Annotated in this window: 15 protein-coding genes and 1 other RNA gene; 8 read left to right on the top strand and 8 right to left on the bottom strand. The window is 51.2% G+C overall.

The window, feature by feature from the left end; all coding sequences use genetic code 11:
* Positions 1–125 precede the first annotated feature (125 nt).
* The 7 genes from SIK69_RS11385 (at position 126) to SIK69_RS11415 (ending at position 3,670) form a co-directional block, all read left to right on the top strand.
* Positions 126–494 carry a DUF1090 domain-containing protein gene (locus SIK69_RS11385; RefSeq protein WP_319628743.1) on the top strand — a complete coding sequence of 123 codons (369 nt, stop codon included), beginning with the start codon at positions 126–128 and terminating at the stop codon, positions 492–494.
* A gap of 38 nt (positions 495–532) precedes the next feature.
* Positions 533–838 (top strand): ElaB/YgaM/YqjD family protein, encoded by a 306-nt coding sequence (locus tag SIK69_RS11390; protein WP_319628744.1) that lies wholly within the window; start codon positions 533–535, stop codon positions 836–838.
* Positions 839–840: 2 nt separating this feature from the next.
* Positions 841–1,242, top strand: a complete 402-nt coding sequence (locus SIK69_RS11395) for a phage holin family protein (RefSeq protein ID WP_319628745.1) — start codon at positions 841–843, stop codon at positions 1,240–1,242.
* The gene (locus SIK69_RS11400; RefSeq protein ID WP_319628746.1) at positions 1,235–1,534 is read left to right on the top strand and encodes a YqjK-like family protein; all 300 of its coding nucleotides are present in this window, start codon (positions 1,235–1,237) and stop codon (positions 1,532–1,534) included. The genes SIK69_RS11395 and SIK69_RS11400 overlap by 8 nt, the downstream gene beginning before the upstream one ends.
* A 212-nt stretch (positions 1,535–1,746) precedes the next feature.
* Positions 1,747–2,139 carry a DoxX family protein gene (locus SIK69_RS11405; RefSeq protein WP_319628747.1) on the top strand — a complete coding sequence of 131 codons (393 nt, stop codon included), beginning with the start codon at positions 1,747–1,749 and terminating at the stop codon, positions 2,137–2,139.
* Positions 2,140–2,211: 72 nt separating this feature from the next.
* Positions 2,212–3,198 carry a glutathione S-transferase family protein gene (locus SIK69_RS11410; RefSeq protein WP_319786120.1) on the top strand — a complete coding sequence of 329 codons (987 nt, stop codon included), beginning with the start codon at positions 2,212–2,214 and terminating at the stop codon, positions 3,196–3,198.
* A 106-nt stretch (positions 3,199–3,304) separates the two neighbouring features.
* Positions 3,305–3,670, top strand: coding sequence for a DUF805 domain-containing protein (locus tag SIK69_RS11415; protein WP_319628749.1), 366 nt, complete (start codon positions 3,305–3,307; stop codon positions 3,668–3,670).
* Between the two features lie 57 nt (positions 3,671–3,727).
* On the opposite strand, the gene SIK69_RS11420 is transcribed toward SIK69_RS11415, so the two are convergent.
* Positions 3,728–4,624: a LysR family transcriptional regulator gene (locus SIK69_RS11420; protein ID WP_319628750.1), complete on the bottom strand. Its 897-nt coding sequence runs from the start codon at positions 4,622–4,624 to the stop codon at positions 3,728–3,730.
* A 104-nt stretch (positions 4,625–4,728) separates the two neighbouring features.
* Here SIK69_RS11420 and SIK69_RS11425 point away from each other — a divergent pair, with 104 nt between their 5' ends.
* Positions 4,729–5,430: a pirin family protein gene (locus SIK69_RS11425; protein ID WP_319628751.1), complete on the top strand. Its 702-nt coding sequence runs from the start codon at positions 4,729–4,731 to the stop codon at positions 5,428–5,430.
* A gap of 48 nt (positions 5,431–5,478) precedes the next feature.
* On the opposite strand, the gene SIK69_RS11430 is transcribed toward SIK69_RS11425, so the two are convergent.
* From SIK69_RS11430 to rnpB, 7 genes are all read right to left on the bottom strand, one after another.
* A complete protein-coding gene (locus SIK69_RS11430) occupies positions 5,479–6,789 on the bottom strand; it encodes an L-cysteine desulfidase family protein (RefSeq protein ID WP_319786121.1) in 1,311 nt (436 codons plus the stop codon).
* A 43-nt stretch (positions 6,790–6,832) separates the two neighbouring features.
* Positions 6,833–8,164 carry an SLC5/6 family protein gene (locus SIK69_RS11435; protein WP_374941323.1) on the bottom strand — a complete coding sequence of 444 codons (1,332 nt, stop codon included), beginning with the start codon at positions 8,162–8,164 and terminating at the stop codon, positions 6,833–6,835.
* Positions 8,165–8,455: 291 nt separating this feature from the next.
* The gene (locus SIK69_RS11440) at positions 8,456–8,866 is read right to left on the bottom strand and encodes a Spy/CpxP family protein refolding chaperone (RefSeq protein WP_319786122.1); all 411 of its coding nucleotides are present in this window, start codon (positions 8,864–8,866) and stop codon (positions 8,456–8,458) included.
* 123 nt (positions 8,867–8,989) lie between these two features.
* On the bottom strand, positions 8,990–10,462 hold the full coding sequence (locus SIK69_RS11445; protein WP_319786124.1) for a GGDEF domain-containing protein: 1,473 nt from the start codon (positions 10,460–10,462) through the stop codon (positions 8,990–8,992).
* A complete protein-coding gene (locus SIK69_RS11450) occupies positions 10,459–13,017 on the bottom strand; it encodes a bifunctional diguanylate cyclase/phosphodiesterase (RefSeq protein ID WP_319786125.1) in 2,559 nt (852 codons plus the stop codon). The genes SIK69_RS11445 and SIK69_RS11450 overlap by 4 nt, the downstream gene beginning before the upstream one ends.
* Entirely contained in the window at positions 13,001–15,562 is a 2,562-nt protein-coding gene (locus SIK69_RS11455) for an EAL domain-containing protein (protein WP_319786126.1), read from the bottom strand. Before SIK69_RS11455 ends, SIK69_RS11450 begins: the two co-directional genes overlap by 17 nt.
* A 275-nt stretch (positions 15,563–15,837) precedes the next feature.
* Positions 15,838–16,216: RNase P RNA component class A (gene rnpB / locus SIK69_RS11460), an RNA gene on the bottom strand.
* Between the last annotated feature and the right edge of the window lie 36 nt (positions 16,217–16,252).

Consider the following 16,252-nt stretch of genomic DNA (forward strand, 5'->3'; position numbering starts at 1 on the left):
TCACAGACTTTGGTGATTTCGCGTTTACTTACTATCATTGAGTAAGCGGAAGTCATCATCATCATTATATCGACTGGGTGGGGCAGCGTCAGAATTTGCCCACGACACAAGGGAAGGTTTCACCTATGAAATACCGCATTTTTCTGGCTTTGGGCCTTGTTACGCTGAGCACTGGCACCTTCGCAACGACGCTGTGCCAGGAGAAAGAACAGGATATTCAGCGTGAAATTCACTACGCGGAAAAACACAAAAATCAGAGCCGCATTGACGGTCTGAACAAAGCGTTACGCGAAGTGAAAGATAACTGTAGCGACAACCAACTTCGCGCCGACCACCAGAAGAAGATAGCGAAACAGAAAGATGAAATCGCCGAGCGTCGTCACGACCTCGACGAGGCGAAAGCCAAAGGTGATGAGGACAAAATCAGTAAACGTGAACACAAGCTCACTGAAGCGCAGGATCAACTGAAAGCGCTTGAGTCTCGTGACTATTGAGTTAATGGAAATCTGACGTCTAACATTGGAGAAATATCATGTCTAAAGATAACACCTCAGAACATCTGCGTACCGAACTGAAATCCCTGGCGGATACCCTGGAAGAGGTGCTGAACTCCTCCACAGACAAATCGAAAGAAGAGCTGGGCAAACTGCGCAGCAAAGCAGAGCGCGCGCTGAAAGAGAGCCGTACTCGCTTAGGCGACACCAGCGACGCGCTGGCCAAACAAACTCGTGAAGCTGCCGCACGCGCTGACGAGTATGTACGTGATAATCCATGGACTGGCGTAGGTATCGGTGCAGCCGTCGGGCTGGTGCTGGGTGTGCTGCTGTCGCGTCGTTAATTATGGCAGATTCACATCACGCACACGGGCCGGGTAAAAGCGTCTTCGGCATTGGCCAACGGATTGTGACCATTATGGTCGAGATGGTGGAAACCCGTCTGCGGCTGGCCGTTGTCGAACTGGAAGAGGAGAAAGCGAATCTCTTCCAAATGCTGCTGATGCTCGGCCTGACCATGCTGTTCGCGGCATTCGGACTGATGAGTTTGATGGTGCTGATTATCTGGGCCATCGATCCGCAATACCGACTGAATGCCATGATTGCCACCACCGTCGTGCTGCTGTTGCTGGCGCTGATTGGCGGTATCTGGACGCTGCGAAAAGCGCGGCGCTCAACGCTGCTACGTCATACCCGCAACGAGCTGGCAAACGATCGGTCGCTGCTTGAGGACGACGAGCGTGAGTAGCAAACTCGAGCTACAGCAGCGTAAGGCGTATCTGCTAAGCCAAATCCAGCAGCAGCGGCTGGACCTGTCCGCCAGCCGCCGCGACTGGCATGAGGCAACCGGTGTCTACGATCGTGGCTGGAACACGCTGCTGAGCCTGCGCTCTTGGGCGCTGGTCGGCAGCAGCGTAATGGCTATCTGGTCGGTACGCCATCCACGCTTTCTGGTGCGCTGGGCCCGCCGTGGGTTCGGAGCCTGGAGCGCGTGGCGGCTGGTCAAAAGTACCCTTCGCCAACAACAGTATCGTAGCTAATCGCTCATGGCCCTGCTCTGCCGGGCCTTTCTCTTTTCTTGCCCCTTGCCCCGCCAATACTCAATATCTTTGAAGAAGATCGACAGTTTTCCTTGCTAACAATCCCGCAGCGTCACGACTACACTCCTTCCATCGACAGCAACGACGCGGTATCTCCGCGGATTTGCACAATAAATCAATAATGCCGCCCGTGTGGTTTGATGGAGAGTAAAATGAAAAAATTAGAAGATGTTGGTATCCTGGTAGCGCGTATTCTGATGCCAATTCTGTTTATCACTGCGGGCTGGGGCAAAATCACCGGTTATGCAGGTACCCAACAATATATGGAAGCGATGGGTGTTCCGGGCGCATTGCTGCCGCTGACCATCCTGCTTGAGTTCGGCGGCGGTCTGGCAATTCTGTTCGGTTTCCTGACCCGTACCACCGCGCTGTTCACCGCCGGTTTTACGCTGCTGACCGCATTTCTCTTCCACAGCAACTTTGCGGAAGGCGTTAACTCGCTGATGTTCATGAAAAACCTGACCATCGCAGGCGGATTCCTGCTGCTGGCTATCACCGGTCCGGGCGCGTTCAGTATCGACCGCGTGCTGAACAAAAAGTGGTAAGCCCGCTATACTGACTGAAGCGTAAAGCGAGGGAATTCCCTCGCTTTTGTCATTTTTGAAGGAGAGAGCACCATGGGACAACTGATTGACGGCGTCTGGCATGACACCTGGTATGACACTAAATCAACCGGGGGACGATTCAAGCGTTCTGTTTCGGCGTTTCGCAACTGGCTGACCGCCGATGGCGCACCAGGCCCCTCCGGAGAAGGCGGATTTGCCGCCGAGAAAGATCGCTACCATTTATACGTATCCCTGGCCTGTCCGTGGGCGCATCGCACGCTGATTATGCGCACCCTGAAAGGACTGGAGTCATTCATCGATGTGTCTGTCGTCAGCCCGCTGATGTATGAAAACGGCTGGACCTTTGACGACAGTTTCCCCGGCACCACCGGCGATAGCCTGTATCAAAACGAATTTCTCTATCAGCTGTATCTGCATGCTGACCCGCAGTACAGTGGACGCGTCACCGTGCCGGTGCTATGGGACAAAAAGAATCACACTATCGTCAGCAATGAATCTGCTGAAATCATTCGAATGCTGAATACAGCCTTTGACGGACTTGGCGCGCGGGCGGGCGATTATTATCCGCAGGCGCTGCGTCCGCAAATTGACGAGCTGAACGGCTGGATTTACGACAGCATCAATAACGGGGTGTATAAAGCCGGGTTCGCCACCAGCCAGGAAGCTTACGACGACGCCGTGACGCAGGTGTTTGAAGCCCTGGCCCGCGTCGAGCAAATCCTCGGCCAGCGCCGTTATCTGACCGGCAATCAGCTGACCGAAGCGGATATTCGCCTGTGGACCACGCTGATTCGCTTCGACCCGGTGTATGTCACCCACTTTAAATGCGATAAGCACCGCATCAGCGATTACCTGAACCTGTACGGTTTCCTGCGCGATATTTATCAGCTGCCGGGCGTGGCTGAGACGGTTAATTTTGACCATATTCGCCATCACTATTACCGCAGCCATAAAACCATCAACCCGACCGGCATCATTTCGATTGGGCCGTGGCAAGATCTCGACGAACCTCACGGTCGCGATGTGCGTTTCCGCTAATTATTAAGGGCATCAATAGATGCCCTTTTTTAATTCATAAATTGCATCTATCCTTACCTCGATCGCTTAAAAAACAAGTGATTGACTAATTATTGGGGTAGGAAAAATGGACTGGTATCTAAAAGTACTCAAGAATTACATCGGGTTTGGTGGCCGTGCGCGCCGGAAAGAATATTGGATGTTCGTGCTGGTGAGCTTCGTTCTGGCGGGGGTGCTGAGCATTATCGACAAAATACTCGGCTGGGAGCACACCAGCGGCGAAGGCGTGCTGACGAGTATTTATGGCCTGTTAGTGCTGATCCCAACGTGGGCGGTACAGTTCAGACGCCTGCACGATACTGACCGATCGGCATGGTGGTTATTATTACTGCTGATCCCGATCGTCGGCTGGCTGGTTATCCTGGTCTTCAACTGTCAGACCGGCACGCCGGGCGAGAACCGTTTCGGGCCAGATCCGAAGCAGCTCCCTTAACGTAAATGAGCCTGGTGGCGCTCCGCTGACCAGGCCTACGTTTTGCCCTCGGCAACCCTATTTTTTGGCAAACAGCTTCGGAATTTCGCGCAGGCACCAGGCTTTCGCTTCGCCCATGCTGTCACGCCGCCACGCCATAATGATATCAACTTCGTTGGTGTATTCCGGACTCACGACGCGCAGTCGTCCCTCGGCGATATCCTGCTCAACCAGCGGATACGGCATGGTCGCCACACCCAGCCCGGCTAACAGCGCCTGACGCTTATCTTCAATGGTGCTGACCGTCAGACGCGGCTGCTTGTCGAGTAGCTGCACGGTGAGCACCGGACGCTCGCGGGCGGTATCCGCCACCGCCACCCCGCGATATTTCACGCGTGTCACTTCTGATAACGGCTCCGGCTCCTGATGAATCGGGTGATCCGGCGAGGCCACATAGACGTTCAGAATCGAATATAGCTTGCGGGAGTTTATCTCTGAGGATGAACGGAAATGCATATCCGGGGCGATAACGATGTCGGCGCGCCCTTGCTCAAGTCGTTCCCAGGCACCCGCCAGCACTTCGGTGATAATCGACAGCTGAGTATTGGCTTTGAGTCCCAGCTTTTCCACGAGCGGAAAAAGCTCCGGCGTGGGCACCAGCGCTTCGGCCACCAGCGTCAAATGCGTTTCCCAGCCGCGCGCCAGCGCCTCGGCGTCGGTGGTCAACTTATCGGCGGCCTCCAGCAGTACGCGCCCGCGCTCCAGCAACATTCGGCCAACGTTGGTGAATTTTGTGCGATGACCTGAGCGGTCGAACAGCACCACGTCCAGTTCTTCTTCCAGCTTCTGCATGGTGTAGCTTAACGCTGACGGGACGCGGCCCAGCTCATCCGCGGCGGCGGCAAAACTGCCGCGCCTGTCGATAGCGTCCATTACTCTTAACGCTTCCAGCGTCAATGCTCTCTCTTTAGCCATGGCGTTCTCATTCAGGAAATTTGAACATACCCGGCAGAATATCTGGCTAACAATGCAGCGTCCATAGCTTTACCATTGTTTTAGTGTAAAGAGAGGTCAAGAATATGATTACTACCCGAACCGCCAAACAGTGTGGCAAGGCCGATTTTGGCTGGCTGCAGGCCCGATACACCTTCTCCTTTGGACACTACTTCGATCCGAAACTGCTGGGATATGCCTCCCTGCGCGTGCTGAATCAGGAAGTGCTTGCCCCAGGCGCTTCGTTCCAGCCGAGAACGTATCCGAAAGTTGATATCCTGAATCTTATCCTGGAAGGTGAAGCCGAATATCGCGACAGTGAAGGGAATCACGTTCAGGCCAAAGCGGGCGAAGCGCTGTTGATTGCGACCCAGCCGGGCATCAGCTATAGCGAGCACAATCTCAGCAAAGACAAAACGCTCACCCGGATGCAACTGTGGCTTGACGCCTGCCCGGAGCGGGAAAATCCGTCGGTGCAGAAACTGACCCTGACCGATACCGCCCAGCAGCTTATGGCGTCGCCCGATGCAAGTTCTGGTAGCATGCAGTTGCGCCAGCAGGTGTGGGTCCACCACATCCAACTAGAGAAAGGCGAGCAGCTCAGCTTCCAGCTTCACGGCCCACGCGCCTATTTGCAGTCGATCCACGGCACCGTCCATGCGGTGACCCCACAGGCAGAACGTGAAGGATTGACGTGCGGGGATGGGGCGTTTATTCGCGACGAGGCCAACATTACGCTGGTGGCGGATACAACGCTTCGCGCGCTGCTAATAGATTTACCGGTATGATCGTAAAAAATCAGGCGGGCGCAGAAAGCCAGCCTGATGTTCGCCCGACTAGCGGGCTTTGTGCGACATAATGTCGATGATTTGCCGGTCTGTCTGCTGCATTGACTGGCAGGCCAAGGCGCAGAGATTGGCCACCGAATCCTCCACATCGTGCGCCACAATCCCCTCATTGCCGGTCACGGCGGTGTTATCCAGCGCCATTAACACCGACTTCCACGCCGACGACACGCTGGTTGACACTTTCATCGCACAGCTATTCGATGCGCCGTCACAAATCATCCCGCTAACGTCACCAATCATGCTGCTGATCGCCTTCGCCAACGTCTCATAGCGCCCGTCAATCAGCCAGCTCATGCCCGCCGCGGCCCCCATTGAGGCCGTGGTGGCAGCACACAGCGCCGATAAACGCGGCAGCTGAGCGTGGATGTAGATAGCGCTCAGGTGCGAGAGCATCAGCGCCCTGGCCAGGCGCTCTTCATTCGCATGAAAGTGTTCGGCCACCACCACGACCGGCAGGGTGGCAGCGATCCCCTGATTCCCCGAGCCGGAATTACTCATGGCGGGCAATGAAGCGCCGCCCATCCGTGCGTCCGATGCGGCGGTGGTACGAATCACGATCTCCGAGGCCAGACCGTGGCCCATCAGCCCACACTGGCGTTGTTTTTCCAGCGTCGCACCGATGTGTAATCCCCATTTGCCCTGCAATCCCTCCTGAGAAAGTGCGTCGTTGAGCCTGGCTGCCTCGAGGATGAAACGGATTTCTTCCAGCGGGACATGCTCAATAAAATTGAGGATCTCGGCAAGCGACGTGCGGGACATCACCTCAAGCAGGTCATCTTCCTTCTGTTCCCCGGCGGCAGGCTGATGAGCAAACAGGATTTCGCCCTGCTTTTCGAGGTTGACGATGCGGGTGTGGCCTCCGGCGATAGTGGCACTGGCCCAGCGATCTTTACACCACACTTTGGCCCGGGCGTAGAGCAACTGGTCGCAGGGTTCCTGCACCCGGAGGCACACCTTACCCTGCTCCAGCAGCCGTTTTGCCTGTGCAGTATCGTCCTGGCTGGCCTTTTGCAGCACCTCCAGTCCGGCATCCGCATCCCCCCCCAGCGCACCCAGCGCCACCGCAATAGGCAGCCCGACCATACCGGTGCCTGGCACGGTGACGCCCATTCCATTTTTCATCAAATTTGGGGAAACCCAGGCTTCAATGCGCTCAACCTCGCCTTCCAGTTGCGCAGCGGCTACTGCGCCCGCCAGCGCCAGAGATACCGGCTCGGTACAACCCAGCGCAGGCTTCACTTCTGCCCGTACGGCGCGGATTAACTTTTTCCATAACGGAGAACATTCAGGGTTCAACATACTTTCGACCTTAACTCTTACTCAGGGAACACACAGCCTCGCCTCAGGAGAAGGCAAGAAATGGCGATACGCACAACAGCAAACCGGTAATGATGATTATCTTCAGCGACAGGCCTTTATACTTATGCAACGCAGGCACCTTGTAGACCAGCCAGGCCGGGATTAAACAGCCAACCATGCCGAAAATGGGGCTACAAATGGACGTAAAACTCAACACTGGCGCATTCAGGACAATCGCACTCCAGGACAGCAAAATGGCAAATACCATAATCCCGCCCTGGACATATTTTTCATTAATACGCTCGGCCGGATATTTACGGCGTAGCAGGTTCATCACAATGCCTTGGGTGGCTTCTCGGAAGCCGAGATAAACGCCGAAGAAGGCGGTCATCACGGCAAAAATATTTAAGATAACGCTGACGACTTTTACCCATCCGGCACCCTCTCCGCTAATAAACTGGGCGGCAATGGCTAATGCGGAGATATTTTGCTCATACGCTTTTACTGCCTCGTCATGCCCCATCGCAAGCGTGAAAGACACTGCATAAAAAAAGACCGTGACGAACAAAATACCAAAGGCAATATTCATCGCCCGCAACGCTTTATACCGCGCCACTTCGCGCGATTTCTCACGAGAACGATAGGAGATAACCATCGGGCTTAAGGTCTGAATAAACAGGATCGAGGTCAGGGTAAAGGGCAGCGTAATAATGGCGTTTTTGATCAACAACCCTATCGGCGGCAATGAACCAGCGTTATACAGATGCCAGAGACCTATCATCGACACACCCAGCGCGGCCACCACCAGGAGCTTGGTCAGCACCATCAGGCTTGAGACCTTGAACAGCAGTTGTTCACCCCGGGAGGAAATCGCCACCAGAATACAGATCAGGGCCAGGCCATAGAACGGGTTGTCGGAAAGCAAGCCGTCCGTCACGCCAAAAGTGTGCAAATACGAGGCGCTGTCGTTGGTAATTGCTGTGGAATAAACAAACATCCAGATAACCAACATCACAAAATAGAGCGCACCTAACAGAATGCCCCAGTTTTTACCGAGATAACCGCTAATCACACTCGGGTAATCTTTGCACTCCGGCGATTCCGCCAGGGTGTTGATAAACAGCCGCTGGAATAAATACATTGCCGGATAACCAATAATAGATGAGAGCAAAAATACCCACAGCCCCATTAATCCCACCTGAACCGGTAGAAAAACAATTCCGGCTCCAATAGCCATACCGATACTCATAATGATCCAACCGGTATCGGTACTGTCGAATTTAATTGCTGCCTGCCATTCGCTTTCCGTCATATTGCCCCGACGACCGGGCATGACATCATCCACAACGACGCTGCTTGGTGTAGTCGTTTCCATAAAGATCTCGCTTGTAGGTAGAGGTTTTATTATTTTCGAACCGCATCTGGGCGATATACGGTGCGTGGTGCAGGCGAGTTTTTAGAATGAAGAAATCATACGCGCAGGCGCGGAGAAAAAAATCGCCATTCGCAGCGTAATCAGGGGAAAAAAGGGAAATTATTTCATCTATAGCATGGATTTGAGAAAGTTATTCTATCGCAAGCGTATGTGAGAGGCCGATCACAGTCCGATTTTCAGACAAAAAAAGACCCCGATGACGAATCACCGGGGTCGTATTATCCGTTTTGCTTAGTTCTCGAGAGACTGTGCAAGATCATCACGGATCTGCTTGCGCTGTTCCGGAGTCAAGACCTGGTTAAGGTCGAAGTAGTATTTCACGCGATAGTAGCGGGTCTGCTGCTCAATTTTACTGAACGCTTCCAGCTGTGATTTTACCGCTTCCTCATTCCATTTGCCCGACTGGATAACGTCAAATAACGCACCATCTTTCACGTCTTTCATGGAAACCCGTTCAACGTTCTTTTCCATCGCATCGTGCAGGCTTTTGATTTTGGTTACCTGGTCGTTGCTCAGCTTCAGGTGCTGAACAATCGGATCCTGGGCAGGTGCAGGAGCCACATCAGTATTGGCGGCCTGAGCAATACCGGTGAAGCCAATCAGGGAAGCTGTCAGCAGGGCAATACGCGTCATTTTGTTCATTGTTCATTTCCTTAAAAGTAGACGAGGTATTATTCGTCAATATGAGATAAAGATGTATGAAAGAGTATGTATAGATATTTGAATGTAAACGAAAAAGGCCGCAGCAATGTGGCTGCTCTGCATTCAAGCGTATGATTCATTATTTTTCTGCTTTCGCTGCTTCTTCATTTGATACAGGTTTTCATCCGCTTTTTTAAAGCTCTCAGTAAAATCATGTTGCCATTCGCTGATGCCGTAAGAGAAAGATAACGGGATAGAAGTATCTTCAAACGGGAAAGCGCGCAGCTCAGCCATACGTTGGTCCATTAACCGACGCGCCTGTTCGAGCGTCGTATGTTGTAATAACAGGACAAACTCATCCCCCCCCATTCGGATTAAGTAATCGCCTTGACGGACTGATTGCAAAAGATAATTGGCAAAGAAGACCAGCGCTTCATCCCCCGCATGGTGGCCCCAGGTGTCATTAATGACTTTAAAATCATTCAAATCCATCGTCACCAGAATCGTGTTGCGCCCATTGGAGATATTATCGGTCACTATCTTGCCCCCTTCCCGTGACAGTGCCTGTGTTAAGGTGTCAGTCGTCAGCTTAACCATCATCGATTCGATACGTTTGTGCGATCGAATGAAGATCAGGAAGAAAAACAGCATGACCATATTGGCGATAATCAGTCCTGAAAGCTTGATCCTTAGCAGTTCAGTAAAGTGAACCCGGGCGCTCAGGCAAAAGCCATTCATGAGTTTGATATCGCCGAGAGCAAAGCTCAGCCACGACGTGTTATCAGGAAAGATATTCATCGGCACATCATTTCCTTTCTGACTGTGAACACCAATATCGTAGCCCGCATGTTGTAAATTGAGTTGTGTAAAGGCATCCCGGAATAAACCCGAAAGATCGGGGCGAGTGTAATCGGTAGCGATAATCCCCGACATTTTGCTGCTCTGCACGCTGAAATTATTAATTACCACTGGACTACCAATGGTGATGGTCGGTAAATGGGTGATCGCATCCTCATACACATTGCTATAAAACAGCTCCGGAATCACAAATCCATGATTATTTTTTAGCATCTTAGAGGTGGTATCGATATATCCTGTTATACGGAAATGGGGATTGCTCCCTTTAATTTTTACCGCTTTCTCGCCGTTAAACATGTAGTAGTAACCGGTATCGCCGTCGGTATAATAAGTGGTGAATCGCGACTTATTAGCATTGCTAAAATTGCGCCAGAAGGTACGCAGAATGGTGAATTTCTTGCGGTGCAACATATCGATATCTGCCTTCCAGACCGGAAACTCGCGGTCACCCGGGGTCTCATTAAGCGATCCGATTAATCTTTTGATATCAATGCCCAGATTTTGGTTCAATAAACGATCCGGCAGTTGCAGCATGGCTCCCAAATCAGAGGCAATACTGCGGTTGTTTTGCGTATCCTGATTAATTACGTCAACCACCCGCGAAGTCACCAGTTCAATATTGGTTTTAGCACTTGAGAATGCAATAAAAAGCGTAAACGCATTGACGATGACCAACATCACCAAAAGCACGATCACAAAAATTTTCTTTTCTGATTTTAGCTGATGTGTATTCTTCATTTGGCGTTCACCGTAATTGTACCGTCGTTAGGTTCCCAGGCCGTGAAAGGCTGAGGGCGGGAGTAGTGATAGCCCTGGGCTTTTTCGCAGCCCATACCCTGCAATTTTTCGCCCATCTCTGCGCTCTCAACCCCTTCTGCCACCAGCGGCACGCCAAAGGACTGCGACAACATAATCACCGAGGCAATAATGGCTTCACTCTTTTGGTCATCAATGATGCCACTCACAAAATCGCGGTCGATTTTCAGACAATCGAACGGCAAAAGATGGAGATACGACAAACTGGAATAACCGCTACCAAAATCGTCAATCGCTACGGACAGCCCAAGACGACGCAGATAGTTGAGGGTGTCAATCACCTCATGACTGTTTTGCAGTAAAACACTTTCGGTAATTTCCAGGCAGATATTGCTGTTAATCAGCTCGTTACGCTGAATGCTTGCCAGCAAATGTTCAGAGAAATCGGGCTGTTGTAACTGCACGGCGGAAATATTGATGTGAAGCTTAAAGTTGTCGGGCGCACCACGAGCGATAAACGCGGCAAGCTCACGGCACGCTTCTTCAATAATCCAGCGCCCCAGTTTGATGATGGTGCCAGTGCGCTCCGCAAGCCCGATAAACACGTCTGGCGGTACAAAGCCCAGCTCTGCGGATTGCCAGCGGATAAGGCATTCCCCTTCCGTAAAGGTCTGCGCATAATCCAGATCAACAATCGGTTGAAGCACCAGATGAAAACCGTCGTTTACCAAATCCTCACGCAGGGCCTGGAACATGCGGATATTATTGAGTTCGTTTTCGCGCATTTCTGGCTGGAACAAGACATATTCGCGGTTGGACCCGGTACGAATTTGTTGTAACGCCAGCCCCGCGTTCATCATGCACTCCAGCAGGTTTTCCGCGGTGATGGTCTCGAGGACTGCTCCGGCATAACCGGTGAAAACGTGAAATGTCTCTTGCTGTTCATCATAAAGATGTCTGGCGGGCGTATCCTGGAACAGTGAAGAAACCAGCCCCCAATAAGTATCGAGATCTTTTTGCTCATTATGGCCCGGGAACACCACGATGACGAAGTCTTCAGAGTAACGGCAGAAAACGCTCCCCGTCGGGGCCAGTTGAACCAGACTCTCTGCAAAAAAACGGATGAATTTCGTGGCGTACCGTTGGCCCAACGTACTGCGCATATCGTGGAAATTGGTTACGTGGATCATCAACAATAAATTGCGATCGTCGAGCAGCATTGGCTCATGCAAAAAGCCTTCGCGGGTGAGTAGCCCGGTATCTTTATCTTTCTCAATTCGCTGCTTTTGTTCATTCAGCATCACGGTTATCAAACCCGATGCGCTGCTGAGTTCCTTTTCAAGTACTGCTATCTCTGTAAACAACGTGTCTTTTTCCACAGGCTTCCACGATTGCTTCCCAAGCAGTTGCGTTTTCTGCACCAGTTGATGCAGCGGGTGGAAAAACTGCCGCACCAGCATAATCATCAGTAACATAAAGAGCAGCGCCAGAGCTGGCATCAAAATGAGCGCCAAAGAGTGTCTGGTTTTGAACAGGCTAAAAGGATGCACATTCGGGGCGATCATCACCATTGTGCCGTTAAACAACCCGGCCCCATCGCGCACCGGGTGCACTGTCACAAAATAATCTTCATCGTGATAAGTGACTAACTGAGTGGAGCGTGATTGCTCGTTCATCCCCTGTAGCATTGTTTTTAACGCCGGGAAGGTGTCTATGTTCGGCAGGCTGACATACTGGCCTTGATGCACATCTGTGGCTGGAACCTCATATTCAGGACGGGAGGAGGCAATGATATTTCGTCCAGAATCAATCAACAGCAACGTGCTGTCTTTAGTAGGTGCAAACGTTGCCAGTAACTGGCTCATCACCGCCGGATTGATGTCGGAGAAAATAACCCCCAAAAACCTCCGGCTATTGTTATATAACGGCAGCCGCCAGCTCATCACCTGTCCCTGATTGGTCGACATATGGTAATAATTTCGGGTCCAGAAAGGGGTGTCTTTGGTCATCGCCTGAATAAACCAGCCGCGCGAGAAAATGTTATAATTTGCCACATGATTGACCACCTCTGAATGCTCGGACGCGGTGCGGTAAATATTTAACTGGTCATTAACTGTCGGCGAGGTTTTTATCAGGAACAGGTTGCCGGAACGGTTATCCCTTTCAAAGGCGACATACTTCCCTTCTGCAGTCGCCAGCCCGAGGCGCGAAATAGAATCCGGGTGCGAAAAATCATTGCTCAACACCTCTTTCAGCTGTGTTTCGACATCCGGAGAATGGATGTCCCCATACGCCTTCACCAGGTCGGCCATTAGCATTCCGGCCTGTCGCGGCTTATCCAGATACATTTCTATCCGGTGAGTGATGTACTGACTTCTCTCGCAAAGCGTTTTTTCAGTCATTTCGGTATACCAGCCGCTGGTCTCCTGACGCTGGAGAAAGAAAAACAGCGCAATCATCACGATAGTGCAGACCAGTAGCAGGCTGATTAAGGTTTTGGCAAAAGAAATCGGGTGTTGCTTAAACTCGCGGAACATCAGGAGCCTCCTGGCGGGTGATGTCATTAAACCAGGAGGAAAACGGCACTGGGTTGGCGAGGTGGTATCCCTGAACCCGTTCGCAGCCGAGGGTGAAATAATGTTCTCGCATTGCAGCATCCTCAATACCCATAGCGATTAACGGCACCTGAAAACCTTTGGCCAGAATCAGCAATGAATTGAAAACAGACAGGCTTTTCTCATTCTTGAGGCGATTAGAAATGAGATGCCTTGAGATTTTAATCATGTCGAAATGAATATTATGCAGATAGGACAGACTCGAGAAACCTGCGCCGAAGTCATCCAGACAAATAAGAATATGATGGCGACGTAGGTAGTTCAGCACCTGGCCGGCCTGATGCATATCGCGGTCCAGCACGCTCTCGGTAATCTCAATACAGATATTTTCGTTAGTTAGCCCGTTCAGCTGGATGGTGTCCAATAAATGCCAGGCAAAACCCTGCTGTAACAGCTGGATAGCCGAGATATTGATGTGCAATCGGAAATTCGCCGGGGCTCCGCGGTGGATCATTGCCGCCAGTTCCCGACAGGCCTCTTCAATAATCCAGCGCCCCAGTGGAATAATTAACCCGCTTTCTTCCGCCACCGGGATGAACACATCTGGAGGAATGTCACCCAGTTTTTCCGAACGCCAGCGTACAAGACACTCCCCTTCGTTACAGGAGGTACTGTCGTCTTTCCCCACGATAGGCTGGATAACCAAATAGATCTCATTGCTGGCCATCGCCCCGCTGAACGAGTCGTGCAGATGGATATTCGTCAGCTCGGTTTCCAGCATTTCGGGGGTATACAACCGAGTTTGCGCATTGCCTATTTTCTCAGCATGGCGCAGCGCTATCCAGGCATGCATTAAGATGTCGGTAATCGAGTCCGGTGTTATTTCCCGAAGTACCATCCCGGCATTACCGGTGAACAGGATGTTCGTATTCTCATTTTTCCCCGACTGACGGTTTAAAGAAAATAATGAATTAATAATCCCGATATATTTTTCATAATCACTTTTCTGATTCATACCAGGAAAGACAATAATGAATTTATCAATATTGTCGCGTGCAACAATGATATTCGTTGGAAGCACGGTTTGTGCCTGCTGCATAAATTCAGTCATAAACTCGTCGGCATACTTATTGCCCAAGGTGTTCATGATTGATTTCATATTGGTCACATGGACTAGCGCAATAAGGTTATGATGCTGATAAATACGCTCATCATTCAATAAACCACTGCGTGTATACAGCCCGCTCACCGGGTCATATTCTATTTTTTTACGCATCTGCTCGAAACTGTCTGAGAGTCGCTGCGACAAATGGGTAAAACTGGATTCCAGCTCGGCTATTTCCTTAAATTGATAAGAGGCAGGTCCTTGAGGCCACTGACCGGACTCCATTACTTTGGTGCGCTGCACCATATGGCTCAGCGGGGCGGTTATCCGCGCCAGCACCACGTGAACCAATGTCGCACTGAGCATGAACGTCAGGATTAGCCCCACAATCATAAAATTATCATGCAGATTCACACTGCTGACGATCGACGAAGCCGGAACTATTAGCACCGCCTGCCATTTCAATTGGCCTGAATCATCGGTTATCGGAATACGACTGGCATAATAACGAGCGTCCCTGAGAGGGGTATTGATAACTTCATTTGGGGCGGCATCCAGCAGCATTTTACCGATATTTGTAATCACCGGAGAGGTGTTTTTCGTCAACGATGGTAACGCCATGTCCGACTTTGCCGGTGTCCTCAGAGCACGTACTGAAGAAGCAATAATCTGATGATGCTCATCCATTATCAGCAAATGGCTGTCCCGATAAGGGAGTAAGTCTATGAGCATTTTGTTCAGATTCTGTAAATGCAGTTCACTGGCAATCACACCAATGTAATGACCCTTGCTATTGTAAGCTGGCACGCTGTAGGCAATGCCCAACTCTCTGCCGGTATTGAGATCACGATAAACGGGAGTCCAGAACGGTTTCCTATTTTCATTGGGCGACTGATACCACGGTCGGTGCATGATGTCGTAATGCGGGTTCTGCATCGACACCGTTGAACGCGTTGAGAGTCCGGCATACGAGGTGAGAATGTGATGGGTAGACGCATCTTTAAGGGTCAGGTATTCCTCTTTTGCGCCTGTGCTGTGGTGGCTAACACCAATATAGTCACCCTGTAGATTGCCAAACTGCAACAGGTTCAGATTGATGCTGCCCTTGTAGACATCATTCATCGTGTTAATGATGTCGGCATATACTTCACTCACCGGAATGTTATCGGTTTTAGTATGTTCTAATTCATCCCTTAACACGGAGTCAGCCTGCCGTGGGATATTAATATAGTTCTCAACGGAGGCTTTCAGCATACTTGTTTTAGAGACAAACAAGTTGTGGCTCATGGTATCCAGTAGACTCTGTCTATCCAGATAGACAACCGTTGAAACAATAGCGAATACCATGCAATAAAATGCAATGAATAAAGTCCTGATAGCTCCGGTCAGAGAGCAAGAAGATGTTTTAAAAAAACGTAACATAATAAGGCACCAGGCAGCGCTATTGTTTAAGGCAGATCATGAGCAGATAAAGAGATAACAAACCGAACAGAGGGATGAACTGCGTAAGAGTAATAACTATATTTCAGCATGAAAGAATAACACAGGGTCGGCGAGGCGCTATTTCTAAGTTGTTTATTATTAAAAATAGGGTGCCGAGTTTTTTGCCCGGCGGCGCAAGCTTGCCGGGCATACGATGATATATATAATTCCTGCTCTTAAAAGCAAAAACCCCGCCGAGGCGGGGTTTTAGAAGAAGTTGAAGCTGACCGATAAGCCGGGTTCTGTCGTGGACAGTCATTCATCTAGGCCAGCAATCGCTCACTGGCTCAAGCAGCCTACCCGGGTTCAGTACGGGCCGTACCTTGTGAACCCCTATTTGGCCTTGCTCCGGGTGGAGTTTACCGTGCCACGAACTGTTGCCAGTCGCGCGGTGCGCTCTTACCGCACCCTTTCACCCTTACCTGATCCCGCTTGCGCGGGCCATCGGCGGTTTGCTCTCTGTTGCACTGGTCGTGGGTTTCCCCCCCAGGCGTTACCTGGCACCCTGCCCTATGGAGCCCGGACTTTCCTCCCCTTCGCCCGTCTCCCCCCGAAAGAGGACGACGACGAAGCGGCGACTGTCTGGTCAGCTTCGGCGCGAAGTATAGAGGGTTCGCGCCGCTTTGTCAC

The organism is Scandinavium lactucae (assembly GCF_033843265.1).
In the GTDB taxonomy this organism is placed as follows: Bacteria; Pseudomonadota; Gammaproteobacteria; order Enterobacterales; family Enterobacteriaceae; genus Scandinavium; species Scandinavium lactucae.

Bases quoted from the DNA above. Each gene is read 5' to 3' on its own strand.
- SIK69_RS11385 (WP_319628743.1), top strand. From the start codon at position 126: ATGAAATACCGCATTTTTCTGGCTTTGGGCCTTGTTACGCTGAGCACT.
- SIK69_RS11390 (WP_319628744.1), top strand. From the start codon at position 533: ATGTCTAAAGATAACACCTCAGAACATCTGCGTACCGAACTGAAATCC.
- SIK69_RS11395 (WP_319628745.1), top strand. From the start codon at position 841: ATGGCAGATTCACATCACGCACACGGGCCGGGTAAAAGCGTCTTCGGC.
- SIK69_RS11405 (WP_319628747.1), top strand. From the start codon at position 1,747: ATGAAAAAATTAGAAGATGTTGGTATCCTGGTAGCGCGTATTCTGATG.
- SIK69_RS11410 (WP_319786120.1), top strand. From the start codon at position 2,212: ATGGGACAACTGATTGACGGCGTCTGGCATGACACCTGGTATGACACT.
- SIK69_RS11415 (WP_319628749.1), top strand. From the start codon at position 3,305: ATGGACTGGTATCTAAAAGTACTCAAGAATTACATCGGGTTTGGTGGC.
- SIK69_RS11420 (WP_319628750.1), bottom strand. From the start codon at position 4,624: ATGGCTAAAGAGAGAGCATTGACGCTGGAAGCGTTAAGAGTAATGGAC.
- SIK69_RS11425 (WP_319628751.1), top strand. From the start codon at position 4,729: ATGATTACTACCCGAACCGCCAAACAGTGTGGCAAGGCCGATTTTGGC.
- SIK69_RS11430 (WP_319786121.1), bottom strand. From the start codon at position 6,789: ATGTTGAACCCTGAATGTTCTCCGTTATGGAAAAAGTTAATCCGCGCC.
- SIK69_RS11435 (WP_374941323.1), bottom strand. From the start codon at position 8,164: ATGGAAACGACTACACCAAGCAGCGTCGTTGTGGATGATGTCATGCCC.
- SIK69_RS11440 (WP_319786122.1), bottom strand. From the start codon at position 8,866: ATGAACAAAATGACGCGTATTGCCCTGCTGACAGCTTCCCTGATTGGC.
- SIK69_RS11445 (WP_319786124.1), bottom strand. From the start codon at position 10,462: ATGAAGAATACACATCAGCTAAAATCAGAAAAGAAAATTTTTGTGATC.
- SIK69_RS11450 (WP_319786125.1), bottom strand. From the start codon at position 13,017: ATGTTCCGCGAGTTTAAGCAACACCCGATTTCTTTTGCCAAAACCTTA.
- SIK69_RS11455 (WP_319786126.1), bottom strand. From the start codon at position 15,562: ATGTTACGTTTTTTTAAAACATCTTCTTGCTCTCTGACCGGAGCTATC.